This window comes from Thermonema lapsum, assembly GCF_011761635.1.
GTDB lineage: Bacteria > Bacteroidota > Bacteroidia > Cytophagales > Thermonemataceae > Thermonema > Thermonema lapsum.
In genome coordinates this window covers 320,182-344,772 of sequence record NZ_JAASRN010000001.1, presented here as the reverse complement: position 1 = coordinate 344,772, position 24,591 = coordinate 320,182, and the positions used below count along the sequence as shown (strand labels likewise).

The window sequence follows — 24,591 nt, the reverse complement described above, 5'->3', positions numbered from 1 at the left end:
TATGCGCCATTTACGGTACTTTATTTTTTTGCGCGACACACTATGGATATCCCTCACTTCTTTTGGAGGACCCCAAGCCCACATCTCTTTGTTTTTTAGGCAGTTTGTGGACAAGCGGCGCTACCTCAGCGAAGAGGAGTTGATAGAGCTGAACGCTTTATGTCAGGTTTTGCCCGGTCCTACTTCTACCCAAACCATCACGGCTATTGGTTATAGAATAGGAGGTTTTCCCCTGGCACTGCTCACCCTTTTTGTGTGGACCACCCCTACCGTTTCGTTTATGATAACAGCAGCACTGCTGCTCAACCACCTGCAAGAACAAAATATTTCACTAAGCTTTACTCGTTTCATTCAACCAATGGCGGTGGGATTCATAGCACATGCGGCTTTGCGCGTCAGCAAGAAAATCATCAAGACCAAAACCGCCCTGTTTTTGATGATAGCCTCAGCAGCCATTTCCTCTTGGGCATATCAACCTTGGGTGTTTCCGCTCATTATACTTGCCGGGGGAGTAGTAACGGCTTTTAAGTTTGAAAAGCAGCCCAAGGAAATGCACCGCCCGTTGCATATCCGTTGGCGTTATTTCACGCTCTATGCGGGTTTATTTGCCGGTTTGGCATTGGTAGCTGACCTTACCGACTCACTCAGCCTGCGCCTACTGACCAACTTCTACCGCTTAGGCTCACTTATCTTTGGCGGTGGTCAGGTATTGGTACCCATGATGTATGGTGAGTTTGTGAAGTTCAAACACCTGCTGAGCGGCAACGAATTTCTGACGGGCTATGCCATAGCCCAAGCCATGCCGGGTCCTACTTTCTCTTTTGCTTCTTATGTGGGAGCGCTGGCTATGCGCCATTACGGACCCACCGGCAGCATCTGGGGTGGGATTCTGGCAGCCACCGGAATTTTTCTACCCGGCACCTTTCTTATCTTTTTTGTCATACAGTTTTGGGATGAGCTGAAAAAATATCGTCCTGTACGTGCCTCGCTAGAAGGCATCAATGCTACCAGTGCCGGTTTGGTGATTGCAGCGGCTATTCTGCTGTTCTTTCCGCTTGTCGAAAGCCCCAATTTGCGCCTTTTTTGGAACATCTTTTTTGTGATAGGTACTTTCTTGCTGCTGCAATATAGCCGCATCCCTGCACCGCTTATCGTGGTGATGGGCTTGATTTTGGGTTTTATCATCAAAAGCTCGGGGGTGTAAGGTAGCTGCTTTTTTTGTACCTTTGCCTAAACATAATACTCTCTCTTTTGATTTAAAGAATAAACGCCAAAATTATGATTCAGGAAACCATGCAATTTCAAAAAAAGGTAAAAGCAGACCTCTTCGAGTCGCCAGACTTTTACAACATAGACGACCTGCTCAGCGAAGAGCATAAAATGATTCGCCAAGCTGTACGCGACTTCGTAAAGCGCGAAATATCGCCTTACATTGAAGACTGGTATGAAAAGGCGCATTTTCCCTATGAGATTGTGCGCAAGTTTGGCGAGCTGGGGGTGTTTGGTCCTACCATACCACAAGAATATGGCGGAGGTGGACTGGACTACATAGCCTATGGCTTGATGATGCAAGAAATTGAGCGTGGCGACTCGGGCATGCGCTCTACTGCTTCGGTGCAAGGCTCTTTGGTGATGTATCCCATCTATAAATTCGGCTCAGAAGAGCAGCGCCGTAAATACTTGCCCAAGTTGGCATCGGGCGAGTGGCTCGGTTGTTTTGGCTTGACAGAACCCGACTTCGGCTCGAATCCAGGCGGCATGAAGACGCACTTCAAAGACATGGGCGACCATTACCTGCTCAACGGCTCGAAGATGTGGATTTCGAATGCCCCCATGGCTGACGTGGCAGTCGTTTGGGCAAAAAACGAAGCCGGTCGTATCAAAGGTTTAATTGTAGAAAAAGGGATGGAAGGCTTCAGCGCGCCTGAAATACATGGCAAGTGGTCGTTGCGCGCAAGCACCACTGGCGAGCTGGTCTTCGACAACGTGAAGGTGCCCAAGGAAAACCTGTTACCCGGTGCCGATGGCTTGTCTGGACCGCTGCAGTGCCTCGACTCGGCGCGTTACGGCATCTCGTGGGGCGCTTTGGGTGCAGCCATGGACTGCTACGACACCGCCTTGCGCTATGCCAAAGAGCGTATCCAGTTCGACAAGCCCATTGCCGCCTTCCAATTGACTCAAAAGAAATTGGCAGAAATGCTTACAGAAATCACCAAAGCGCAGCTCATATGCTTGCGTTTGGGGCAACTGATGAACGAAGGCAAAGCCACCTCGGCACAGATATCGCTTGCCAAACGCAACAACGTAGAGATTGCCCTGCGTGTTGCCCGTGAAGCGCGCCAGATACTGGGGGGGATGGGCATCACCAATGAATACCCCATCATGCGCCATATGATGAACCTCGAGTCGGTAGTAACCTATGAGGGTACCCACGATATCCACCTATTGATACTGGGCGCCGCCATCACAGGCATACCGGCTTTCAAATAACAGAATATTTCCTTTCTTCATTATCATAAAGCACCTGTCCATACTTTCGGCAGGTGCTTCTTTTTTTCGAACAAAATGCTTTTCTTTAAAAAGAAAATGCAAACAGTGCTGTTTATGCTTATTGGGAGATTTACTCTTTGGTTTTTTTTATGGTTCGCGAGCACCTTTTTCAACACCAGCAAGGGACAACACCACTCTCCGCAAAAGTATGAGTTCCGAGCAGTGTGGGTAGCCACCCTCAACAACATCGACTGGCCCTCACGGCGAGGACTTCCCCCCGAAGAACAACGCAAGGAGTTTATTGCCTTGCTCGACACCCTGCAGAAATACCATTTCAATGCCGTAATTGTGCAAATACGCCCCACTGCCGATGCTTTTTATCCAAGCCGCTACGAGCCTTGGTCTGCCTACCTGACCGGCACACAGGGCGAAGCACCTTACCCCTATTACGACCCTCTGGCGTTCATGATAGAAGAAGCGCACAAGCGCAACATAGAGTTTCATGCATGGTTTAACCCTTACCGTGCGGTATCAAACCTTCAGGCTGCTCAATTGCACGACGAACACATATCGAACAAATGCCCTGCTTGGTTTTTCGATTACAACGGAAAGAAATACTTCAATCCGGGGATACCAGCTGTACGCGACTATATTGTAACGCTTATCAAAGAAGTAGCAAAAAACTATGACATCGATGGTGTACACTTCGATGACTATTTTTACCCCTATCAGGTGCCCGAGGAGAAAATAGACGATTATGCCACTTATCTGCGCTATAACCAAAAGCAGTTTGATAACATTCACGACTGGCGCCGCCATAATGTGGATTTGCTTATTCGGGCGATTCACGACACCCTCCAACGCCTCAAACCGCATATAAAGTTTGGCATCAGCCCCATTGGCGTTTGGCGCAATGCTTCAAAAGACAGCCTCGGCTCCGCTACCAAAATATGGCACGCCTCTTACGATGCCCTCTATGCCGATACCCGCAAGTGGCTCCGTGAAGGATGGATTGACTACATAGCGCCACAACTCTACTGGAGTACCCGCTCGCGCTATGGCAACTACGACGTGCTGGTGCCCTGGTGGCACAAAAACTCTTTTGGTAGGCATGTGTACGTAGGGCACGCCTTATATAAGGTTGACGGGGAAGATGGAGGCGACAACACATGGCATGACCCGCAGGAGCTGCCGCGACAGCTAAGAAAAAAAGTGGCATACGATGCTATCAAAGGCAGTATATTCTTTTCTGCCAAGCACCTTTACCGCAACCCCTTTCATATCTTGGACTCTTTGGCGCAGTACTTCTATCGTTACCCAGCACTGCCTCCCCCCATGCCATGGAAGGACAGCATTGCAGCGGAGGCACCCCCTAAACTGACTGCACATTTGAGCCGGCAAGGCGTGCAGCTGCAGTGGTCCACGCCCCCGCTTGCCCCCGACGGAGAGCCTGCCGCTTATTATGTGCTTTACCGCTTTTCGCTTGCCGAACCCATCGATTTGAGCCGACCGGATAAAATCGTTTACATAGGCAAGGATGAGCACTTTATCGATACTGGTGCCCATGACTTGCCTGCCATCTATGTAGTTACTGCCTGTGACCGTCTGCACAACGAAAGCCGTCGTTATGCTTCGGCAGTAGCCGAACCCTCGCCGGTGTATGGCAGCCAGCATGCGGGCAGCACTCTCATTCCTTACAGAAAATATTGAATACCTTTTTTTCAAAAAAAAGGATTTGTGGCAAATGTCATTTTTGGCATTTGCCCCCTTTTTCATTATTTTTCAACATAATACCCAAGCATGCAAATACCATGAAAGCTAAACTAAGCACCTTGTTTTTCATTTTGGCTTTGCCATGCCTGCTACAAGCACAAATAGACTGGCATAAAGCCAAAGAAAAAATAAAAAAAGGAGTAGAAAAAGTATCAGACCAAAGCATGGAAGACATCATTGCAGAAGGGGTATTCGGTAAAAAACGGGCAAAATATGACTCTCTGAACTTTAGTTTTGCCATTGCCGTAGCCGACCAAACCGGATTTTATGAAGAAAAAGACCTCTTCTATGATTTGGGAATAGACAAACTGGCAGTCAATGCCTTGTTCGGCAATAATAATGCCCAATCTCAACGCACACCTCAACAAGAGTTCGAAGAGGCAGTAAACTTGGCTGAAATTCTTTTGGCTTCCAACAAATACAAATGGGCAGAAGAAAGGCTTCTTTATGCCGAAAAAAACATGCCCTCCAATACGAAAGCCACCCAGAAAGCACGTCTCTACAATGACTTGGGCTTGCTTTATACCACACTTGGTGATTATTCTGCTGCAGAAAGATATTTTGACAAAGCGCTTGCTACGATTACCCGAGAGTTGAGCAAAGAGCACTATCTGTACTATGCCACACAAAACAACTACGCCATTCTACGCTTTCACCAAGCCTATTACCCTGAAGCCCTTAGCCTGATTGAAGACATCGAACAGAAATTGTTGCAAAGCAGCAGGCAACAAATGCCTCAAGCGATTGTGCTGAACAATCACGCTTACATGCTGCATACGCTGGGACTACACAAAGAAGCCCAAGAGCTTTATGCAAAAGCCCTACGCATTGCTGAAGAAAACACGCGAGAAAAAAACACCAACTATCAACGGATACTCATCAACCTCGCGATGCTTTATCAAGAGACCGGGCGCCTGAATGATGCCGCTATCCTTTATGAAAATGCCATCAAAATAAAAGAGAAACAGGGCAAAAAACGCCACCCAGACTATGCCCACCTGCTTACGCTTTATGCCGCCCTGCAATTGCAACTGGACAATATCGCCAATGTAAAAAAACTGCTCACCGAAGCACTTGATATTTATGAAAGGAAATTTGGCAAAGAGCACCCTGCTTATGCCACTGCCCTTGAACAGCTCGGGTGCTTTCAGTTATTCTATGGCGACAAACAGGAAGCCATCGCTTCTTTGAACGAGGTATTAAACATACGCGAAAAGACACAAGGCAAGCAACACCCTGCCTACAATCAAACCAAAGAGTGGTTGGCTATTGCCTACTGGAAAAACGGCATGACAGATAAAGCCGCCAGTATCTATGAAGAAGTGATAGGATGGAATGCCGACTTCATAGGCAAGTTTTTCAACTCTATGAGCACCATCGAGCGAGAACGCTACTGGCAGCAGATGCGCCCAACTTATCTGCGTTTTTTCAATTTTGCTTTTGAACAAAAAAGCCCTGAACTCCTGCGCAAAGCCTATGAAGCATGGGTATCTACCAAAGGAATTTTATTACGAACCAGCGAGAGCATACGAACACGCATTGCCAAAACCCAAGACCCCGACCTTTTAAATCTATACGATGAATGGACCCAAAAGAAAGAAAGGCTCGCCTATTACTATACACTCAGCAAAAGCGAGTTGAAAGAGCAAAAAATAGACATCGAAGCTCTTGAGAAGGATGTAGTCAATATAGAAAGGAAGCTTTCCTCACGCTCACAAGCTTTCGAAGAAATACAAATGAAAAAATACAGCTACGAGCAAATGGCTGCTGCAATACCTGCCAGCAGTGCCTTGATAGAATTTGTGCGCCTGCCGCTGTTCAATCGCTCCCTCTCACATGAAGCAAAATACTATGCTTTTATACTTTACCCTTCGGCACAAGCACCCGAGCTTATCACTATAGGCGAAAGCAGCTTCTTGGAAAAGAAAGCCATAAGTTATTATCATGCCAACATAAGACTCAAGCGCACCGACAAGCAGTCTTACGGCTTTTTCTTTGCTCCTTTGGAAGAAAGTCTTAATAGTCATGGCGTCAAGCATTTGTTTATCAGCGCCGACGGCATCTACCATCAAATCAGTTTGGCAAGCCTGTGGCACCCCAACAGCGAACAATACCTCATAGACCTGTATGATATTACTTATCTTTCACACCCTACCGAAGTATTGGAAAAAGAAAGCAGCACAAAGCAGCTGCGGCAAGCCTTGCTGCTGGGCTACCCTATTTACGGAACCGAGGCAATCAGCCTGCTGCCCGGCACCTTGCAAGAAGTGCTTTCATTGAACCAATTGTTCAAGCAAAGTGGAATACAAAGTGTACTGCTTAGCAAAGAAGAAGCCAACGAGGGCAATCTCAAGCGCCTGCTGAAAGAACAGCAGCCGGCTATCGTCCACATAGCTACTCATGGTTATTTCCTAAAAGACGTGGAAAAAGAAAGTGAACAGATATTGGGTATACAAACAGAAAAAGCCAGCAGCAACCCTCTTTTGCGCGCGGGTTTACTACTAAGCAACTGTGCAGGTGCTTTTACGCAAGACAGCCTCTCGCTTTCGGCGCGGGGCGAAGAAAACGGCATCCTCACTGCCTATGAAGTAACCACCCTACCACTGCAAAACACCCGCTTGGTAGCCCTGAGTGCCTGCGAGACGGCTTTGGGCGAAACACAAGCCGGCGAGGGCGTATATGGCTTTCAGCGTGCCTTCCGCGAAGCTGGCGCCCAAAGTATAGCGATGAGCCTCTGGAAAGTAGACGATGCCGCTACCAAAGACTTATTCATCCGCTTTTATGGCTATTTGCTTCAGGAGCAAAGCCCGCATACAGCATTTCGCAATGCGCAAAAAAACATACGCAAGCAATATCCACATCCCTATTATTGGGCTGCCTTCGTACTTATCGGGCGCTGATATCTGCACAATGACCAGCGGCAAAGTCTATGCAATAGGGAAAGCAAGCAAATACAGGTAGAATTCACCAAAGGCTTCATCAAGGTGGTTCCAAAGCTAAACGAAGGAAGCATATTTTTGGCAATAGGAAACACCGACTGCCAAGCCTATTGCTGCAAAACCAAGCGCATACGACAGTTGAAGTCGGGCGACGAGCGCCTACTTATCAATCTGTTGCGCGCACAGGAAAAACAGCTCCTTGCCCAGATAGAAAGCTGCGGCATCAAATAAGAGCCAACAGTCACTAGGCTACTGCCTGCTGCCTCAAGCATCGCCGGATATCCTCCTCACAACGTTGAAGTAGCGCTTTGGGACTGTCGAAGGCACTTATCTCATAAGCGCCTAACAAGTGCAAACGAACCGTAATGCCTATGGGCATGTACAACAATTTATGGTAGGTGAGCTTCCAGAAATTCTCCAAAGCAATGGGCACTACAATTGCTTTGGGTATGGAAGCCACTAACTGCTCGAAGCCTGCTGTTTTGAAAGGCTTCAGCTTACCATCGCGTGCACGGGTACCTTCGGCAAAAATACACGCTGCCAGTTTCTCCCGACGTATCACCTCGGCAAATGACTTGATGGCTTCCAAAGAAGACTCTTTATCTTTCCTGTCGATGCATACGTGTTTGCCATGACGCAAATGCCACGATACACTCGGTATGTTGTACATCAAACTCTTTTTGGAAATAAACTTGGCGTGGTGTTTTTTACGAAACACCCAGCCTATAGCCGGAATATCAAAAATGCTTTGATGATTGCTTACCAATATCAAGGGGCGGTCATCGGGTAACTGCTCGAGTAGCTCTTTTCCATTCACTTTGAAGCGAATGCCCAATATCAACAAAGAGTTCATCAGACTCCACATCATGGCATGAATGGCGCGCATCTGCATGCGGTAACCCATGTAAGTAGCCAATACATTCACAGGATGGAACAACAGCAATATCAAGCCCATAAAGGGCGCATAAATTAGACCGGCAATCAGATTTAAGGGTGTTTTTTTCATGGGCATTCTAACATGATTGAACCCCAAAAATACAAGCTTTTTGGACGGATTTCAACTCTTCAAACCTGCGCATAGTAATATTTTATCTTGAAAAGTTGATATTCAATCCGTTATTTTTTTAACTGCTTCGCTATAAGCAGAGGTTACTTAGGTTCCAAATACACAAATGGCACTATCATTTCTTCCAGAGAAATGCCTCCATGTTGAAAGGTATCTTTAAAGAAACTGACGTAATAATTGTAATTGTTCGGATACACAAAGAAGTAATCTTCGGTGGCAAATACGTAGCTAGTCGATACATGCTGTTTGGGCAGATGAAAGCGTTCGGGCTTGCGGGTTTCCAGCACTTTGCCATCGTCTTTAAAGCTGAGATTTTTGCCGTGCTTATAGCGCAGATTAGTATTTACTTCACGGTCGCCCACAATACGGAAAGGTCGTCGCACTCGGATGGTTCCATGGTCGGTGGTAACAATACAAGGCAATTTATGTTCCGCTATTTTTTTCAGCAGCTCAAAAAGGGGCGAATGAATAAACCATGTATGGGTAAGTGCCCGGTAGGCGGCTTCGTCGGATGCCAGCTCGCGAATCATCTCCACATCGGTGCGAGCATGTGACAGCATGTCCACAAAATTATAGACAATGACATTGAAGTGGTTGTTTTTCATCTGGACAAATTGCTCATTCACTGAACGCCCCTGTGCATTGGTCAGTACTTTGTGATAGCTCATGCGGATGTGGCGAAAGCCAAAACGGTCCAGTTGGTTACGCAAAAACTCTTCCTCATACAAATTCTTCCCTTCTTCGTCAGTATCTTCTACCCACCACTTGGCATAAAACTTCGCCATGTCATCGGGCAGCATACCCGAAAATATGGCGTTACGGGCATAAGCCGTGGTAGTAGGCAGTATCGAGTAATAAGTAATCTCTTCCACAATGTAGAAATAGCGGCTTATTTCCTGCGCCAACACCCGCCATTGGTCATAGCGCAAATTGTCTATCAGCACGAAAAAAAGCGTGTCGTTTTCTCCCATTTTCTTCAGTAACGGAAACACTTTCTTTTGCATCAATTGATGAGAAAGCAAGGGACGCTCGATGTCCGGCTTGTTGAGCCAGTCTTCATAGTTCTCTTTGATGAATTTCACAAAATTGGTATTGGCTTCCGCCTTTTGACTTTCGAGCACTTCCTCCATGCTTTGCTCCTCAGTATTTTCAATCTCTATTTCCCAATACACCAACTTCTTGTAAAGCTCTGCCCATTCGTTATAGTCTAAGCGGTCCATATATGCCATGCTGATGTTGCGAAAATCCTGCTGATATGCCAAATTGACCTTTTCGCTGACGATGCGCCGGTTTTCAAGTATTTTTTTCACAGCCAGTAAAATCTGGCTGGAATTCAGTGGCTTAATTAGATAGTCGGCTATCTTGGCACCAATGGCTTCTTCCATTAAGGACTCTTCTTCTGCCTTGGTAATCATCACCACAGGCAGGTCTGGTTTGAGCTCTTTAATTTCCACGAGCGTTTCGAGCCCCGTCAAGCCAGGCATGTTCTCATCTAAAAATACAATATCGAATGCCTCTTCACGGATACGCTCCAAAGCATCGGTGCCACTATTGACCGGCACCACCTCGTAGCCTTTCTGCTTGAGAAACAATATGTGCGGTTTCAACAAATCTATTTCGTCGTCTGCCCATAGGATTTTGTATTGCTGCATAAGATTTACTCGTTTTATTTTTCCTTAATTTAATACTCAAACGAAAAAATGCCTTTTTCATGCCACAAAAGTCATACAAAATCATCAATGACCCGGTGCATGGCTTCATACGCATCAGCCACCCACTGGTTTTTCGCATCATAGAACACCCTTATTTTCAGCGCCTTCGTCGAATAAAGCAATTAGGGTTGACCGAATATGTATATCCGGGCGCTTTGCATACCCGTTTTCACCACGCTTTGGGCGCCTACCACCTCATGGGCATTGCCTTGGATACCCTGCGCTCCAAGGGGGTGCCTATCCACGACGAAGAAGCGCTCGCCTGCCAAATCGCCATTTTGTTGCATGACGTGGGGCACGGTCCTTTCTCACATGCCCTCGAGTACACCATCTTAGAGGGGGTACACCATGAACAATTATCATTGCTCATCATGCAAAAGCTCAACGAGCAGTTTCATAATGCCCTTGAGTTGGCTATTCGCATTTTTTGCAACGAGTATGAGCGCCCCTTCTTTCACCAACTCGTGAGCAGCCAATTGGATATGGACCGCCTCGACTACCTGCAACGCGACTGTTACTTCACCGGTGTGCAAGAGGGTACCATCGGTGCCGCCCGTCTGCTTAAAATGATTGATGTGGTGAACGACGAATTGGTCGTAGAAGAAAAAGGTATCTATAGCATAGAAAACTTCTTAACCGCACGGCGCGTCATGTATTGGCAAGTATATCTGCACAAAACCACCATAGCCACCGAACAAATGATTGTGCAAATCATGCGGCGCGCCAAAGAACTCACACAGGCGGGGCAAGCCCTGCCCTGCACCCCGGCACTTGCTTTCTTTTTGAGGCATCCCGTGCAACAAAACAATTTCTATGAGAACGAAGCAGCCCTCGAGGCTTTCACCTCCCTTGACGACTACGACATATGGGCTGCCATCAAACAATGGACTACTTACCCAGACTACGTGCTTTCTGAGCTCAGCCGCCGTCTGCTCGAACGGCGTCTTTTCAAAGTAAAACTAAGCCCTGAAAAACTACCTGCCCACTGGGTAGAAGAAAAGAAAAAAGAAGTGTTGGCTCACTTGCCCAACGCAAAGCTACTCCCCTATTTCTTTATTGAAGGCTCTACCGAAAATACCGCCTATCAAACCCGGGGCGGGTCGATACGCGTACTCCGTAAAAACGGAAAGCTCACAGACATAGCCGAAGCATCGGACCTACCCAATATCAAGGCACTCAAAAAAATGGTAAAAAAGTATTATGTTTGCTGGGCAAAATACAACTAAGAAATCAACCGCATCATGCTAAAATTCACCTTGGGACAAGTCGCCCAAATGCTGGGCGGAACCGTAGAAGGCAACCCCGACGCCGAAGTATTCACTATAGCCAAAATACAAGAAGCCCAAGCCGGAAGCATCGCTTTTTTGGCAAATCCCAAATACGAACCATACATTTACACCACGCAAGCTACCGCTGTCATTGTCAATCAAGACTTTGAACCCAAGCAGCCACTACAAACCAACCTCATTCGCGTAAAAGATGCCTACTTGGCATTCACCCAGCTGCTAGAGCAATACCAACGGTTGAGGCAACAGGCACAACAAGGCATTGCCCCTAATGCCCACATAGAAGAAAGTGCTCAATTGGGCGAAGGCGTATATATCGGACCTTTCGTGTATATAGGCAAAAACGTACGTATAGGTAAGCAAGTCAAAATATATCCGCACACCTTCATCGGCGATAACGTAAGTATTGACGACCATACTGTCATTTACGCCGGCGTGAAGATTTACGAAGGCTGCGTTATAGGCAAGCACTGTGTGATTCATGCCGGTGCTGTCATCGGCAGCGAGGGATTTGGTTTTGCCCCCCAAGAGGACGGCAGCTATCGCCCCATCCCGCAAGTGGGCATCGTCCACGTGGAAGACCACGTACGTGTAGGTGCCAACACCACTATTGACCGTGCCACCTTGGGCAAAACCCTAATCAAGCAAGGTGCTAAGCTCGACAATCTCATACAGGTAGCTCACAACGTAACCATAGGAAAACACACCGTCATAGCAGCGCAAACCGGCATTGCTGGCTCCACCGAGGTGGGTAGCTACTGCATGGTAGGAGGGCAAGTAGGCTTTGTAGGGCATATCAAAATAGCCGATAAAACCATCATAGGAGCGCAGTCGGGCATCTTGGACTCCATCACCGAAGAAGGTACGAAATGGCAAGGCTCGCCAGCTATGCCCATGTCGCAATATTACCGCGTGCAAGCGGTCTTGCGAAAGCTTCCGGAGTTATGGCGCAAGCTTAGCAAATGAAGTTGAAGAAGTAGAAAAAAGTAGTAAATTTGCGCGTAGTGCCATCTGTTTTCAAGAACACAAACGCATGAATTTAAAACAACACACCATAAAGCAGAGCGTCAGTTTAGAAGGGGTAGGGCTACATACCGGCAAGCCGGCGGTCATGACCTTCCACCCGGCACCCCCTCATTACGGCATCCGTTTTGTACGTACCGACCTCGAGGGCAATCCTGAGGTGCACGCCCATGTAGACAATGTAGTCGCCACCGAACGGGGCACCGTATTAGCACAAAACGGCGCACAGGTGCATACCGTAGAGCACGTACTCTCTGCCCTCATGGGCATGCAAATAGACAACGTACGCATTGAGCTGAGCGGACCGGAACCCCCCATTGCTGACGGCAGCTCGGCTCCGTTCGTAGACCTACTCACACAAGCCGGTAGACAAGAGCAAAACGCTCTGCGTAAATACATATGCATCGATGAGCCCATTTACTACCGCGACGACGAGCGTCAAATAGAAATCATAGCACTACCTGCCGACACCTACCGCCTTAGTGTCATGGTAGACTACAACTCGTCGGTGATGGGTAGCCAACATGCCCTGCTCCTGAACTGGGACGATTACCCCAAAGAGATAGCACCCTGTCGCACTTTCTGCTTTTTGCACGAGGTAGAGTATCTTTACAACAAAGGTTTGATTCAAGGCGGAAGCCTGCAAAATGCCATCGTGATTGTAGAGAAACCCGTAGAAGCTGCCCAACTGAAACGCTTGGCGGCACTCTTCAACAAAGAACAAGTAGCAGTCCAAAGCAATGGAATACTGAACAATTTAGAACTGCGATTCCACAATGAGCCGGCACGTCATAAGCTGTTAGACCTTATCGGTGATTTGGCGCTATTGGGACACCCGCTTAAGGCACACATCATAGCCACCCGCCCCGGTCATTATGCCAACGTGCAGTTTGCCAAGAAAATAAAAGCATATATGGATAAAAATCCAGGAAACAATATTCAGCAATTTCATCCGGGTATGCCTTCGGTATTGAGCGCTGCCCAGATTTACGAAATGCTCCCCCACCGCTATCCTTTTAGCTTGGTTGACAAAATCATCTACGTAGATGAAGAACAAGTGGTTGGGGTAAAGAACGTGAGCATAGGCGAGCCTTACTTTCAAGGGCACTTCCCTGGTAACCCTGTCATGCCTGGGGTCTTTCAAATAGAAGGCATGGCACAAACCGGTGGCATTTTGGTGCTCAATACAGTATCCGACCCTTCCAACTACTGGACTTACCTCCTGCGGGTCGATAACTGCCGTTTCCGGAAGATGGTACATCCCGGCGATACACTCATCTACTACTGTAAAATTACTACCCCCATCAAACGGGGCATTATCAAAATGCACTCGGAAGCCTTTGTAAATCATGAACTCGTTTGCGAAGCAGACATGACCGCCAGTATTGTACGCAAAGACGAAGAAAAAAAATGAAGCATAAAGATTTAGTCTGGATACACCCCGACGCCAAGATAGGCGAAAACGTAACCATCGAACCCTTTACAGTCATCCATGGGGATGTAGAAATTGGCGATAACACATGGATTGGTCCTCACGTCACGATTTTGGATGGCGCCCGCATTGGGAAAAACTGCCGCATATTCCCCAATGCCGTCATCTCAGCCATCCCGCAGGATTTGAAGTTCGGCGGCGAGATGACTTATGCCATCATTGGCGACAATACGACCATCCGTGAGTGCGTGACGGTAAACCGTGGTACATCTGCCAGTGGCAAAACCGTCGTAGGCGACAACTGCCTGCTGATGGCCTATGCACATATTGCCCACGATTGTGTGATAGGAAACAACTGCGTGATTGTAAATGCCGTGCAGATGGCGGGGCATGTAGAAGTGGGCGACTACGCCATCATTGGTGGTACGTCGGCTATTCATCAGTTCTCACGTATTGGAGCACATGCCATCATAGCAGGCGGTTCTTTGGTACGCAAAGACATACCGCCCTACGTAAAAGCAGGACGTGAACCGGTCGTTTACTTGGGTGTCAACCGGGTAGGCTTGCGTCGTCGTGGGTTCAGCAATGAACAGATTTACCAAATTCATGAAATTTATCGCACCCTCTACCTGAAAGGCTACAATACCACCGAGGCGCTCAATGTCATAGAAAGTACATTTCAAGCTACACCCGAACGGGATGCCATCCTTGACTTCATCCGCAAATCAGAACGTGGCATCATCCGAACCGGGCATCATGCTGCCAATCATGCTACCGAAGAATAAAACAAAACATGCAACTGAGCAAGGTAGAGCTTATTGAGGTAGGAAAAAAATTTGAAAGAGAGTGGCTTTTTCGCCACTTTTCTTTTGTTTTTGAGAAAGGACAACCCACTGCCATCATAGGCGCCAATGGCAGTGGCAAATCTACCCTCATGAAAATAATAGCGGCAGCACTCCCACCCAATGAGGGGGAGGTGGTTTACCGAGACCTGCAGGGCAAGGCGATAGATATAGACCACTACCCCCGCCTGTTAAGCTGGGTGGCGCCTTATTTGCGCCTTCCGCAGGATTTCACCCTCGACGAGCTCTACCGCTTTCACAGTCGATTCAAGCCCCTACGGCTTGCGTACGAAGCATGGCTCGACCTCTTGCAGCTACGCCCACACCGACACAAGGCACTGCGTTTTTTCTCTTCCGGCATGCGTCAAAAAGTGCAGCTCAGCCTGGCACTATTCAGCGACACCCCCCTGCTGCTTTTAGATGAGCCCACCATGAATTTAGACAAAGAAAATGCCGCTTGGTATAAGCGGCACGTGTTGGAGTCCATACAAGAGCGTATTGTCATCATCAGCTCAAACGAAAGCGCCGAGTATGACTTTTGTACTCGGCGCATCCGTCTTAGTGCCTTATGATAGGTGCTATTCCTTCCAACTCATCGGATAATTTTCATCTACATAAGGCAATGCCTCTTCGGTGAGGTAAAGTGGGCGGAAAGTATCTATCATCACCGCATATTCATGAGTTTCTTTTTTGCCTATGCTCTTCTCTACCATACCAGGATGGGGTCCATGGGGCAAGCCCCCCGGATGCAGCGTGAAGGAGCCACGGTCAATGCCCTTGCGACTCATGAACTCACCTTCGGCATAGAAAAGCACCTCGTCAGAGTCTATGTTGGAGTGATTGTAAGGGGCTGGAATTGCCAAAGGATGGTAGTCGAAAAGGCGCGGCACAAATGAACATACTACCAAGTTGTGGGCTTGGAAGGTCTGATGCACTGGTGGCGGCTGGTGAATGCGTCCGGTGATGGGTTCAAAGTCGTAAATAGAAAAAGTATAAGGGTACAGAAAACCATCCCAGCCTACCAAGTCGAAGGGGCTGTGTTTGTACACATAGTGATGCAAAAAGCCGTTTTTCTTTATTTTCACTAAATACTCGCCTTGCTCACGTTCTGTAATCAACTCGGACGGGGGATGGATGTCGCGCTCACAGAAGGGTGAGTGCTCTAACAACTGCCCCAGTTCATTGCGGTAGCGGCGGGGGGTTTCAATAGGCGAAAATATTTCACATACCAGCAAACGCACCTCGCCTTCATCAAACTCCATTTTGTAGATGGTCGTACGGGGAATTACTATGTAGTCGCCTTTTTTGAAACGCAGCTTTCCAAATTGTGAATACAGCCATCCGCTGCCATCGTGCACGTAAATCAGCTCGTCGGCTTCTCCATTTTTGTAATAATAATCCATTTGCTTGCCTGAGGGATTGCAAATGCCTATGTGCACGTCGTCATTGACCATAAGCATTTTTCTTGCTTCGAGGTAGTCCTCGCCCGTAATGCCCACATTGCAGGTTTTCAAGTGGGTTTGCAACAAAGGACGGTCTTTCAAAGCTTTCACCTTGTAAGGCACCGTGTCAAGCACTTTTTCCACCCGGGTCGGCGGATAGATGTGGTAAAGATTCGAATAGATGCCACTAAAACCCTTTGAGCTCACCAGCTCTTCTTTGTAGAGGCTCCCGTCGGGTTGGCGAAACTGTATGTGGCGTTTAGGCGGAATTTCTCCCAGCTTGTAATAATAAGTCATAGCGCTATTCTGTTTTTGGATTTATCTAACAACAAATTTACAAATTAAAAGTTTGAAGCAAACGCTGGGAAGGAGTAAAATGCGCCTTTTGCTGTAACTTTGTATTTGCCAGCTTGCTTCCAGAGGTATTATTTCAGATTTTTGCCACGGTTTGTTTTCCTACTTTCACTCTCCTTTTCAAAAAAACTTATGCAATACAGTCAGCTAAGTGCACTCATCCGGCAGAAGCAAAGCATGCTTTGCGTAGGATTGGATAGCGACCTTCACCACATCCCCGCACACTTGCTTCGCAGCCCAGACCCCATCTTTGAGTTCAACAAACAAATCATTGATGCCACTTACCCCTATGCCGTTGCCTATAAACCCAATTTGGCATTTTATGAAGCTTTGGGCGCCCGTGGATGGGACAGCTTAGCCCGCACTATGGAATATATGCCCAAAGATGTTTTCCGTATTGCCGACGCCAAACGGGGCGACATAGGGAACACCGCAGCACTTTATGCGCGCACTTTCTTCGAAACCCTCCACTTCGATGCCGTTACTCTTTCCCCTTACATGGGCAAAGACAGCATCACCCCTTTTCTCGAATACCCAGACAAATGGGTGATTGTGTTAGCACGCACCTCCAATGCCGGCGGGGCTGACTTCCAAGAACTCAAACTTCAAGACGGGCGCCACCTCTATGAGGCTGTCATACAGAAAAGCAGCCAGTGGAGCTCGCATGAGCGCATGATGTATGTTGTGGGCGCTACACAATCCGAAGCCATACGGCACATAAGGCAATTGATTCCCAAACATTTTCTTCTTGTGCCCGGCGTGGGTGCCCAAGGCGGAGACCTTCGGGCAGTGTTGCAGTACGGTAGCAATGAACACGGCGGTTTGCTCATCAACTCTTCGCGAGGCATCATTTATGCAAGCAACGGGCAAGATTTTGCGCAAGTGGCAAGCAAAGTGGCACAGGCTTTGCAAGAAGAAATCAAACAAATCATGCAATGGTAAAACTCTTCCACTTATGAAAATTCCCTTTTTCCTTTGGCTTTTGCTTCTTTTAAACTGTTGCGCCTCTTCAAAAGCGCAGACTTACACCCAAGAAGAAATTGTCGATTACTTTGTGGAAGTGGCACTGGGAAGCGAATACGGCAACGAAGACAAACGTATAAAAAAGTGGAAGAAAGAGATACGCTATCATATCATGGGGAATCCTCATCCGGAGTACCTCGCCGAGCTCGGACGTGTGATAGACGAATTGCACAAACTCACGGGGCTCTCTTTCACCGAAGTCAAAAAAAGAAGAGACGCTAATTTGGTGATTGTATTCGGTTCGGCAGAAAACTACATCGACATAGAGCCACAAGCCAAAAAATACACCGATGAGAATTGGGGACTCTTCTTCAGTCGATATAACGGCTTGGGCGAAATTTATAACGCCACCATGTATGTGGATGTCTTCCGCGCCAAAGGCAACGAGGTGAAGCATATACTAAGAGAAGAGCTGACGCAGCTGCTGGGACTCATGCGCGACAGTTACCGATACAAAGAAAGTATTTTTTATCAACCGTGGACTAACGTCACCGAATACGCCCCCATTGACAGGGCACTGCTGCGCTTGTTGTATCACCCCGACATGCCAATGAATGCCAATGAAGAGGTGGCACGCCAAGCAGCTACTCAAATCATCCGACAGATGGGCGTGGACAAACTGTTGGCAAAGTAAGTACCCAAAACCAATATCAAGTTAAGTTGAGGCTTTCGCATGCAGCCTTCGCTGCCTCTTGCTCTGCTTCCTTCTTGGTAAGCCCCTGCCCTTTTCCCAAGACCTGGTCGCCATCCATAGCATGCACTAAAAATTGACGGCGACTGCCGCTCGTCTTCACCTCCACAATTTCGAAGTGTACACTTTTACCATTGCGCTGCCCCCACTCAATGAGCATAGACTTAAAATTACGCGGCGCTTGTGCCAGATGCTCTACGTCCAAATGTGGTTTTATAATCTTGTCAATTACTATATGACGAGTAGTGGCAAAGCCTTTGTCTAAGTACAAAGCACCTACAAAAGCCTCGAAAGCGTCGCCTACCATTGAGCGAAAAGAGCCGGAATGCCGGTTGCCCTCATATTGTATGTAGTCCATGAAACCAAGACGCTCACCCAAAGCATTCAGTGTGTCGCGACTTACCATTCGCGAGCGTAACTCTGTTAGGAAACCTTCCTTTTTAAAAGGATACTTATGGTACAGGTAGTCAGCTATGATTGCGCCCAAGATAGCATCGCCCAAGTATTCCAAGCGCTCATTGGACAGCACAAAAGCACGGTTGGGCAAACGCACTGCCGCAGAGGTGTGACGAAATGCCAAATCGTAAAACTCAATATGAAAAGGCTTGCGTCCTGTAATTCTTTTTACGAAGGAAGCAAGCCTTTTTTCTCTTTCATCGCGATATATTCCAAAAAAATAGGCTAATAAGTTGCGCCACACTTATTCCTCAAATTTTTTAAATATTACAGAGCAGTTATGTCCACCAAAGCCAAAGGTATTGCTCAAAGCGTAATTGATTTCGCGTTGTTGCGCCTTGTTGAAGGTGAGGTTCAACTTAGGGTCAATCTCTTCATCGTCGGTGAAGTGATTGATTGTGGGTGGCACCGTCTGATGTACTATAGACAAGATGCAGGCGATGGCTTCTATGGCACCAGCAGCTCCCAGCAAGTGTCCGGTCATTGACTTGGTGGAGCTGATATTCAGCTTGTAAGCATGTTCGCCAAACACCTTCTGGATAGCCTTTATTTCGGCTACATCGCCCAAAGGAGTAGAAGTTCCATGCACGTTGATATAATCGATGACATCGGGCGGTATGCCTGCATCATCCAGTGCATTTTTCATTACGGCAGCCGCACCCAAGCCTTCCGGATGGGGGGCAGTGATATGATAAGCATCTGCCGACAAACCGCCGCCCACCATCTCGCAATAGATTTTAGCGCCACGCTTCACAGCATGCTCATATTCTTCCAAGATGATGGCACCGGCACCTTCGCCCAACACAAAGCCGTCGCGGTCTTTGTCGAAGGGACGCGAGGCAGTCTCTGGCGAGTCGTTGCGTTCCGACAGAGCCTTAAGAGCATTGAAACCGCCCACACCGGCTTCGGTGATAGCTGCTTCAGACCCTCCCGCTACAATTACATCGGCTTTTCCATAGCGAATGTAATTGAATGCATCGATAAGGGCATTGGTCGAAGAAGCACAAGCCGAGACCGTACAATAGTTGGGACCACGGAAGCCATAACGAATGGAAATGTGACCAGCGGCAATGTCAGAAATCATTTTGGGAATAAAGAAGGGGTTGAAGCGCGGTTCGCCACCTCCTTCCACATAATTGCGCACTTCTTCTTGAAAAGAAAGAAGCCCACCAATACCGGAGCCCCAAATCACGCCTACACGGTCTAAGTCCAGTCTTTCAGGCACGAGACCTGCGTCTTTGATGGCTTCTTCGGCTGAAGCTATAGCATAATGCGAGAAGGCATCCATGCGGCGCACTTCTCGTTTCTCGATAAAATCCAGCGGGTCAAATCCTTTTACCTCGCAAGCGAAGCGCGTTTTAAATTTCGACGCATCGAAGCGGGTAATAGGAGCGGCGCCGCTCACCCCCTTGACAAGACCCTCCCAATAAGCGGGAGCCGTATTGCCAATAGGAGTCAGCGCGCCTATTCCTGTAACTACTACTCTTCTTACCTTCATTGGCAATCGCTTTGCGATAAAATTAAGAAGCCAACTGCTTTTCGATGTAGGCGATTGCTTCACCTACTGTTGAGATTTTTTCTGCATCCTCATCAGGAATAGAAACGTTGAATTCTTTTTCAAATTCCATGATGAGCTCAACAGTGTCTAAGGAGTCAGCTCCTAAGTCGTTGGTAAAGCTTGCTTCGGGAGTTACTTCAGAAGCATCTACTCCCAGCTTCTCAACGATAATGCTTTTTACTTTTTCTGCAATCTCTGACATCGTCGTTTAATTTTTAGTCAAACACGCTGCAAATAAATGTATTTATTCGGACAAAATCAAATCCAAAATACTATGATTTCTTGCAGAAATCCTAACACCTCCTGTCAAGCGTCTCATTTGCAGGCTTCAAGGCAAAGATATAAAAACAAATTAGCAAGACCAGCAAAAATCTTTAATTTTGCCGATATCAAATAAAAGCCTTTTAGCTTCATGCTTAACATTAACCGACTGGCAGCCTGGTGGTTTCGTTCTGCCATGCGACGCATCCGCTTCTTTATGGAGCAGCCCGCTTTGGTACAAACGTTTCAATTGCATTACCTCCTGCATCGCGCTAAAGACACTGAATGGGGCAAACGTTACGGCTTCAAAGATATTAAGCATTATGACACTTTCCGGGAGCGTCTTCCCGTGTTGTCCTACGAGCAGCTCTATCCTTTCATAGAGCGCATGATGCAAGGTGAACACGATGTACTATGGCCCGGGCGTATGCGCTGGTTTGCCAAGTCGTCGGGCACTACCAACGACCGAAGCAAATACATCCCCGTTCCTGCCGATTCGCTGCACTACTGCCATTTTCAGGGAGGCAAAGACTTGCTTACCCTCTATTTGGAGAATACACCCGGCACCAAGATATTCTCCGGCAGGGCGCTTTCTATTGGTGGCAGCCACCACCGCTTCGAAGGCAATCCTAAAATACGTGTCGGCGACGTGTCGGCGGTCATCATGCAAAACCTACCGGCATGGGCTCAGTGGTTCCGGGCACCCTCGTTGCCCGTAGCACTGCTTTCAGATTGGGAGGAGAAAATACAAGCCATGATACGAGAGCTGCGTAAAGCCAACATTACGGCTATCATGGGGGTACCCACTTGGACTGTCGTACTGCTTGAAGAGTTGCTCAAACAAGAAGGCAAGCAATATGTGCAAGAGATATGGCAAAATTTCGAAGTCTTCTTTCATGGGGCAGTTGCTTTTGCCCCCTATCGTCCCCTCTTCAATCGTATTGCCCCCGGTTTGCGTTTCATGGAGGTTTACAACGCATCGGAAGGCTTTTTTGCCCTACAAGACGACCTCAGCCGCGAGGACATGTTGCTCATGCTGGATTATGGGGTTTTTTATGAATTTATACCTTTGGAAGAGTTGGGCAAAGAGCAGCCCAAAGCTTATTGGATAGACGAAGTAGAGATAGGCAAAAATTACGCCATGGTCATCAGTACCAACGGGGGGCTATGGCGCTACCTTATTGGCGATACCGTACAGTTCACTTCTTTGTATCCCCACCGAATCAAGATTACGGGACGCACCAAACAGTTTATCAATGCCTTCGGCGAAGAAGTGATGGTGGAAAATGCAGAGCGTGCTATTGCTTTTGCCTGCCAATGCACAGGAGCCGCCATCGTAGATTATACCGTCGCACCCGTATATTTAGACAACAACAACAAAGGGGCTCATGAATGGCTCATAGAATTTGCCACATCGCCCCATGACATAGAAGCTTTTCGTGAAGCCCTCGACCGCCACCTGCGCGAGATAAACTCCGACTACGATGCAAAACGTCAGCACAACATCGCCTTGATAGCTCCTCTGATACGCCCACTGCCCGAAGGCACTTTTCAAGAATGGATGAAGCGAAGAGGCAAGCTCGGCGGACAGCACAAGGTGCCACGCCTTGCCAACCATCGCCGTTATGTGGATGATATCTATCAAATGTTGGGCTGGGAAATCAAAGCCCCCCCCTCAGCTTAAACGGGCGTCGGGATGGCAATATACCTGCCGCAAGAGGTCTTCATTAGGTAAAGTAAGTGTATAATAAGTACTTTCCCACTGCCGGCACATGCGCAAACACTGCTCGCGCAGCGCTTCGTCGCGCGTGTGCCTGCGCAGGCGGTGCATGTAAATTTGTTGTTGCGTAATAAAAAAATCAAGCGCCCAAGGGTTGGTCCAAGCAGACTGCAAGGCTTCGTCGAGCAGTCTCAACGAAGCCTCATCGCCCTTACGAAACGCCTCCAACAGACTTTTCCAGTAATCTACTACGACAAAATCATATTTGGACATCCCTACTATATGAGGTTTATTTCCCTTTTTCTACGTTGAAAGTCCACACAGGCAACTTGGCATGTAGAGCTAACTGTTCGGAAATGCTGGGGCGCGGACTCAGCAAGCGGCGCAAGCCACGACGCCCATGGGTGCCTATGGCTATCATATCCACGCCGAAGTCTTCGGAATAATGCAGCATTCCTTCTTCTTCATCTACATCGGCATACTCAGCTATGGTATAGTTTTTTACTCCATGCCTATCAAGCCATTCTTCGGCACGACGCTTCACCTCACGATAGGGCATCACATCGCCGGGTATGTTCACACGCACCAAATGCAAACGAGCCTCCAGTAGCGATTGCAAATTGCTAAGACGCTCCATCAGTTTATCGCTCATGTCTTCTTCATACAGAGAGCTAAACAGGGCTATTTTATTGATGTCTTCGGGTGCCACTTTGTCTTTTATCACCAAGACGGGCACTTGAGCATAGCGCACTACTTTTTCTGTATTGCTACCTACATATGCATAATCATGATTGCTAATACCGTGCGAGCCCATGATGATGCTATCTACGGGTTTATTAGTAATTTTTTCGGCAATGCTTTGCATGAAGTTGCCGATTTGTAGGTACATTTCTATTTTTACGTCGCTGTATTGTGCGGCTAAAGCATGCAGTTTCTGCTGTGCCACCTTAACCATGAACAACTCATAGGCTTTTTCTTCTTCGGTTTGCACAATGCGCACACCGTCAATGTCAGCATATACGTGCAAATAACTCTCTACCACATGAAAAAGGTCAATTTCAGCATCTTTGATTCTTGCCAGTTGACAGGCAAAATCGAGTGCATACAAAGACTCTTGCGAGAAATCTACTGGTACGAGGATACGTTTCATAAGCAAAAACTATTTTGGTTTATACTTTTTACAAAAAAACAAGGCTACTACAAAGTATAGAGCGGGATAGGCAAATGCCCAATGAGCGAATCGCTGACCGAGCGGGTCAATATTTTTTCCCAGAAACTACGTTCATGCTTACGGGGCTTGATAGCCAAGCAATCGGTGGGTGTTGTTTCCAAGTATTGCTTAATCCCTCTTTCCGGATTGTCGTCACGGACAAAATCCATCTCATGCTCTACTTCCTCAAAAAGGCTATCTATCGCCAAGCTTTTCATGGCAGTGCCCAAAGGCATCTTAGCAGGCTGAGGATGTACATGTAAAATACGCACCTCTGCTTGCAAAAGCTTGGCGAAAACCGCCAAGGGTTTCACCTCCTCCAAACTTTGTATTTGCTCGTAATCGCAGGCAAAAGTAATATGACGGATAGGCGAGAAGGCGGTATGCGGTGGTATAAACAATACAGGTGCAGGTGCTGCGTGCAACATAAAAGAAGCGATACTTCCAAACAAACGGGAGGTTTGTCCTGCCCCACGGGTACCCATCAGCAACAAGTCCACCGGCGCCTCTTTAAAGATAGACAACAACTCCTCTTTCAGGTCTCTGCCTATTTTAACATAAGTTGTACGGTAGCGTACGCTTTTCTCATGGTAAAGGTAATTTTTACGTAGGCTTTCCATTTTGGCTTCTATGGCAGCCACTGCCTCCTCGCCTTTGTCCAATTTGTCGAAAGTAAGCACATGAAAGAGCGAGAGGTCAGCGCCCAGCCTGCGACAAAGCTCTATGGCGTAAAGCAGTGCCTGCCCAGCATTGTCGGAAAAATCAGTAGCTACTACTACATGGTCAATAGATGTCTTTTGCATATACCCTTTATTTGAATCGGTTATTGTTTCTTCTTCTTAATTTGCAGACAACCATAAGACATGGTCTTCCCAAGCCACCTCCTGAAAGCGTTTGAGTGGCTGTGTGAATTTATATGCTACCACAGTGGCTTCCTGCCCCATCTCTTTTAGCTCAACCATCAGATAATGCCCACTGATTCGAAGAAGCAGGCTTGCCCCTCCTGCAAACAACACATTCACTTTATTCCCTCCCAACACATCCCATGCGAGAGGTGTCTTTGGCAGATAAAGCATCACTATTTTTTCCGCTCCAAAAGGCAGGAGACGTACTGAAAAATCAACAGACTTTTGTGGCAAGGCAGCCACGCTCCCTGCCGTCGTCGGGTTTTGCGAATAATCAAGCGGGGTGATTGGGCATGCTTCATAAGTGGTAATCATAGCAAAAGGGGGATAGTGTGGGTTGAACCTATCGCTTTTAAGCTATTTTAAAGTTACCCCCCTCTTGCAACTTTTCAAATGATTCCACTCATT

23 protein-coding genes are annotated in these 24,591 nt (G+C 47.5%); 13 read left to right on the top strand and 10 right to left on the bottom strand.

All coding sequences use genetic code 11. The annotated features are described in order from the left end of the window. Position 1 precedes the first annotated feature (1 nt). The 5 genes from chrA to FHS56_RS01385 all read left to right on the top strand — a co-directional run bounded on the left by chrA (position 2) and on the right by FHS56_RS01385 (position 7,433). Complete coding sequence (chrA, locus tag FHS56_RS01405; RefSeq protein ID WP_166918100.1) at positions 2-1,204, top strand: chromate efflux transporter; 1,203 nt, start codon at positions 2-4, stop codon at positions 1,202-1,204. A 74-nt stretch (positions 1,205-1,278) separates the two neighbouring features. Then, positions 1,279-2,490 carry an acyl-CoA dehydrogenase family protein gene (locus FHS56_RS01400; protein WP_243844121.1) on the top strand — a complete coding sequence of 404 codons (1,212 nt, stop codon included), beginning with the start codon at positions 1,279-1,281 and terminating at the stop codon, positions 2,488-2,490. Between the two features lie 114 nt (positions 2,491-2,604). Then, entirely contained in the window at positions 2,605-4,200 is a 1,596-nt protein-coding gene (locus FHS56_RS01395; protein ID WP_166918099.1) for a glycoside hydrolase family 10 protein, read from the top strand. 101 nt (positions 4,201-4,301) lie between these two features. Further along, positions 4,302-7,163, top strand: a complete 2,862-nt coding sequence (locus tag FHS56_RS01390) for a CHAT domain-containing tetratricopeptide repeat protein (RefSeq protein ID WP_166918098.1) — start codon at positions 4,302-4,304, stop codon at positions 7,161-7,163. Positions 7,164-7,280: 117 nt separating this feature from the next. Beyond that, complete coding sequence (locus FHS56_RS01385; protein ID WP_166918097.1) at positions 7,281-7,433, top strand: hypothetical protein; 153 nt, start codon at positions 7,281-7,283, stop codon at positions 7,431-7,433. 13 nt (positions 7,434-7,446) lie between these two features. Here FHS56_RS01385 and FHS56_RS01380 read toward each other — a convergent pair whose 3' ends face one another. Continuing rightward, complete coding sequence (locus FHS56_RS01380; RefSeq protein WP_166918096.1) at positions 7,447-8,208, bottom strand: lysophospholipid acyltransferase family protein; 762 nt, start codon at positions 8,206-8,208, stop codon at positions 7,447-7,449. 143 nt (positions 8,209-8,351) lie between these two features. Continuing rightward, positions 8,352-9,920 (bottom strand): T9SS response regulator signal transducer PorX, encoded by a 1,569-nt coding sequence (gene porX, locus FHS56_RS01375; RefSeq protein ID WP_166918095.1) that lies wholly within the window; start codon positions 9,918-9,920, stop codon positions 8,352-8,354. A gap of 59 nt (positions 9,921-9,979) precedes the next feature. Between porX and FHS56_RS01370 the strand changes: the two genes are divergently transcribed. The 5 genes from FHS56_RS01370 (at position 9,980) to FHS56_RS01350 (ending at position 15,135) form a co-directional block, all read left to right on the top strand. Continuing rightward, positions 9,980-11,206 (top strand): HD domain-containing protein, encoded by a 1,227-nt coding sequence (locus FHS56_RS01370; RefSeq protein WP_166918094.1) that lies wholly within the window; start codon positions 9,980-9,982, stop codon positions 11,204-11,206. Positions 11,207-11,221: 15 nt separating this feature from the next. After that, positions 11,222-12,232, top strand: coding sequence for a UDP-3-O-(3-hydroxymyristoyl)glucosamine N-acyltransferase (gene lpxD / locus FHS56_RS01365; RefSeq protein ID WP_166918093.1), 1,011 nt, complete (start codon positions 11,222-11,224; stop codon positions 12,230-12,232). 67 nt (positions 12,233-12,299) lie between these two features. Next, complete coding sequence (locus FHS56_RS01360) at positions 12,300-13,703, top strand: bifunctional UDP-3-O-[3-hydroxymyristoyl] N-acetylglucosamine deacetylase/3-hydroxyacyl-ACP dehydratase (RefSeq protein ID WP_166918092.1); 1,404 nt, start codon at positions 12,300-12,302, stop codon at positions 13,701-13,703. Next, positions 13,700-14,506: an acyl-ACP--UDP-N-acetylglucosamine O-acyltransferase gene (gene lpxA, locus FHS56_RS01355; RefSeq protein WP_166918091.1), complete on the top strand. Its 807-nt coding sequence runs from the start codon at positions 13,700-13,702 to the stop codon at positions 14,504-14,506. Before FHS56_RS01360 ends, lpxA begins: the two co-directional genes overlap by 4 nt. An 8-nt stretch (positions 14,507-14,514) precedes the next feature. After that, positions 14,515-15,135: an ABC transporter ATP-binding protein gene (locus FHS56_RS01350; RefSeq protein ID WP_166918090.1), complete on the top strand. Its 621-nt coding sequence runs from the start codon at positions 14,515-14,517 to the stop codon at positions 15,133-15,135. Between the two features lie 6 nt (positions 15,136-15,141). Here FHS56_RS01350 and FHS56_RS01345 read toward each other — a convergent pair whose 3' ends face one another. After that, on the bottom strand, positions 15,142-16,302 hold the full coding sequence (locus FHS56_RS01345) for a homogentisate 1,2-dioxygenase (protein ID WP_166918089.1): 1,161 nt from the start codon (positions 16,300-16,302) through the stop codon (positions 15,142-15,144). 189 nt (positions 16,303-16,491) lie between these two features. Between FHS56_RS01345 and pyrF the strand changes: the two genes are divergently transcribed. Beyond that, positions 16,492-17,301, top strand: a complete 810-nt coding sequence (gene pyrF, locus FHS56_RS01340; protein ID WP_166918088.1) for an orotidine-5'-phosphate decarboxylase — start codon at positions 16,492-16,494, stop codon at positions 17,299-17,301. Positions 17,302-17,314: 13 nt separating this feature from the next. Further along, positions 17,315-18,016: a DUF2927 domain-containing protein gene (locus FHS56_RS01335; protein ID WP_166918087.1), complete on the top strand. Its 702-nt coding sequence runs from the start codon at positions 17,315-17,317 to the stop codon at positions 18,014-18,016. A 16-nt stretch (positions 18,017-18,032) separates the two neighbouring features. Here the strand turns inward: FHS56_RS01335 and rnc are convergent, their stop codons facing one another. Genes rnc through FHS56_RS01320 form a run of 3 tightly spaced genes read right to left on the bottom strand, consistent with a single transcriptional unit; the run spans position 18,033 to position 20,289 of the window. Then, positions 18,033-18,773, bottom strand: a complete 741-nt coding sequence (gene rnc / locus FHS56_RS01330) for a ribonuclease III (RefSeq protein WP_317165649.1) — start codon at positions 18,771-18,773, stop codon at positions 18,033-18,035. Beyond that, positions 18,774-20,027, bottom strand: a complete 1,254-nt coding sequence (fabF, locus tag FHS56_RS01325; protein ID WP_166918086.1) for a beta-ketoacyl-ACP synthase II — start codon at positions 20,025-20,027, stop codon at positions 18,774-18,776. It abuts the gene before it with no gap. A 22-nt stretch (positions 20,028-20,049) separates the two neighbouring features. Further along, complete coding sequence (locus tag FHS56_RS01320) at positions 20,050-20,289, bottom strand: acyl carrier protein (protein WP_166918085.1); 240 nt, start codon at positions 20,287-20,289, stop codon at positions 20,050-20,052. A gap of 210 nt (positions 20,290-20,499) precedes the next feature. Here FHS56_RS01320 and FHS56_RS01315 point away from each other — a divergent pair, with 210 nt between their 5' ends. Next, complete coding sequence (locus FHS56_RS01315) at positions 20,500-22,032, top strand: GH3 auxin-responsive promoter family protein (RefSeq protein ID WP_243844120.1); 1,533 nt, start codon at positions 20,500-20,502, stop codon at positions 22,030-22,032. On the opposite strand, the gene FHS56_RS01310 is transcribed toward FHS56_RS01315, so the two are convergent. From FHS56_RS01310 to FHS56_RS01295, 4 genes are read right to left on the bottom strand one after another with little or no spacing between them, the layout of a single operon-like run. Continuing rightward, positions 22,024-22,341 (bottom strand): hypothetical protein, encoded by a 318-nt coding sequence (locus FHS56_RS01310; protein WP_166918084.1) that lies wholly within the window; start codon positions 22,339-22,341, stop codon positions 22,024-22,026. The two genes, FHS56_RS01315 and FHS56_RS01310, sit on opposite strands and share 9 nt — an antisense overlap. A gap of 16 nt (positions 22,342-22,357) precedes the next feature. Then, the gene (locus tag FHS56_RS01305) at positions 22,358-23,218 is read right to left on the bottom strand and encodes a universal stress protein (RefSeq protein ID WP_166918083.1); all 861 of its coding nucleotides are present in this window, start codon (positions 23,216-23,218) and stop codon (positions 22,358-22,360) included. A gap of 47 nt (positions 23,219-23,265) precedes the next feature. Further along, complete coding sequence (locus tag FHS56_RS01300) at positions 23,266-24,081, bottom strand: universal stress protein (RefSeq protein ID WP_166918082.1); 816 nt, start codon at positions 24,079-24,081, stop codon at positions 23,266-23,268. 36 nt (positions 24,082-24,117) lie between these two features. After that, positions 24,118-24,498 (bottom strand): hypothetical protein, encoded by a 381-nt coding sequence (locus tag FHS56_RS01295; protein WP_166918081.1) that lies wholly within the window; start codon positions 24,496-24,498, stop codon positions 24,118-24,120. Positions 24,499-24,591 lie beyond the last annotated feature (93 nt).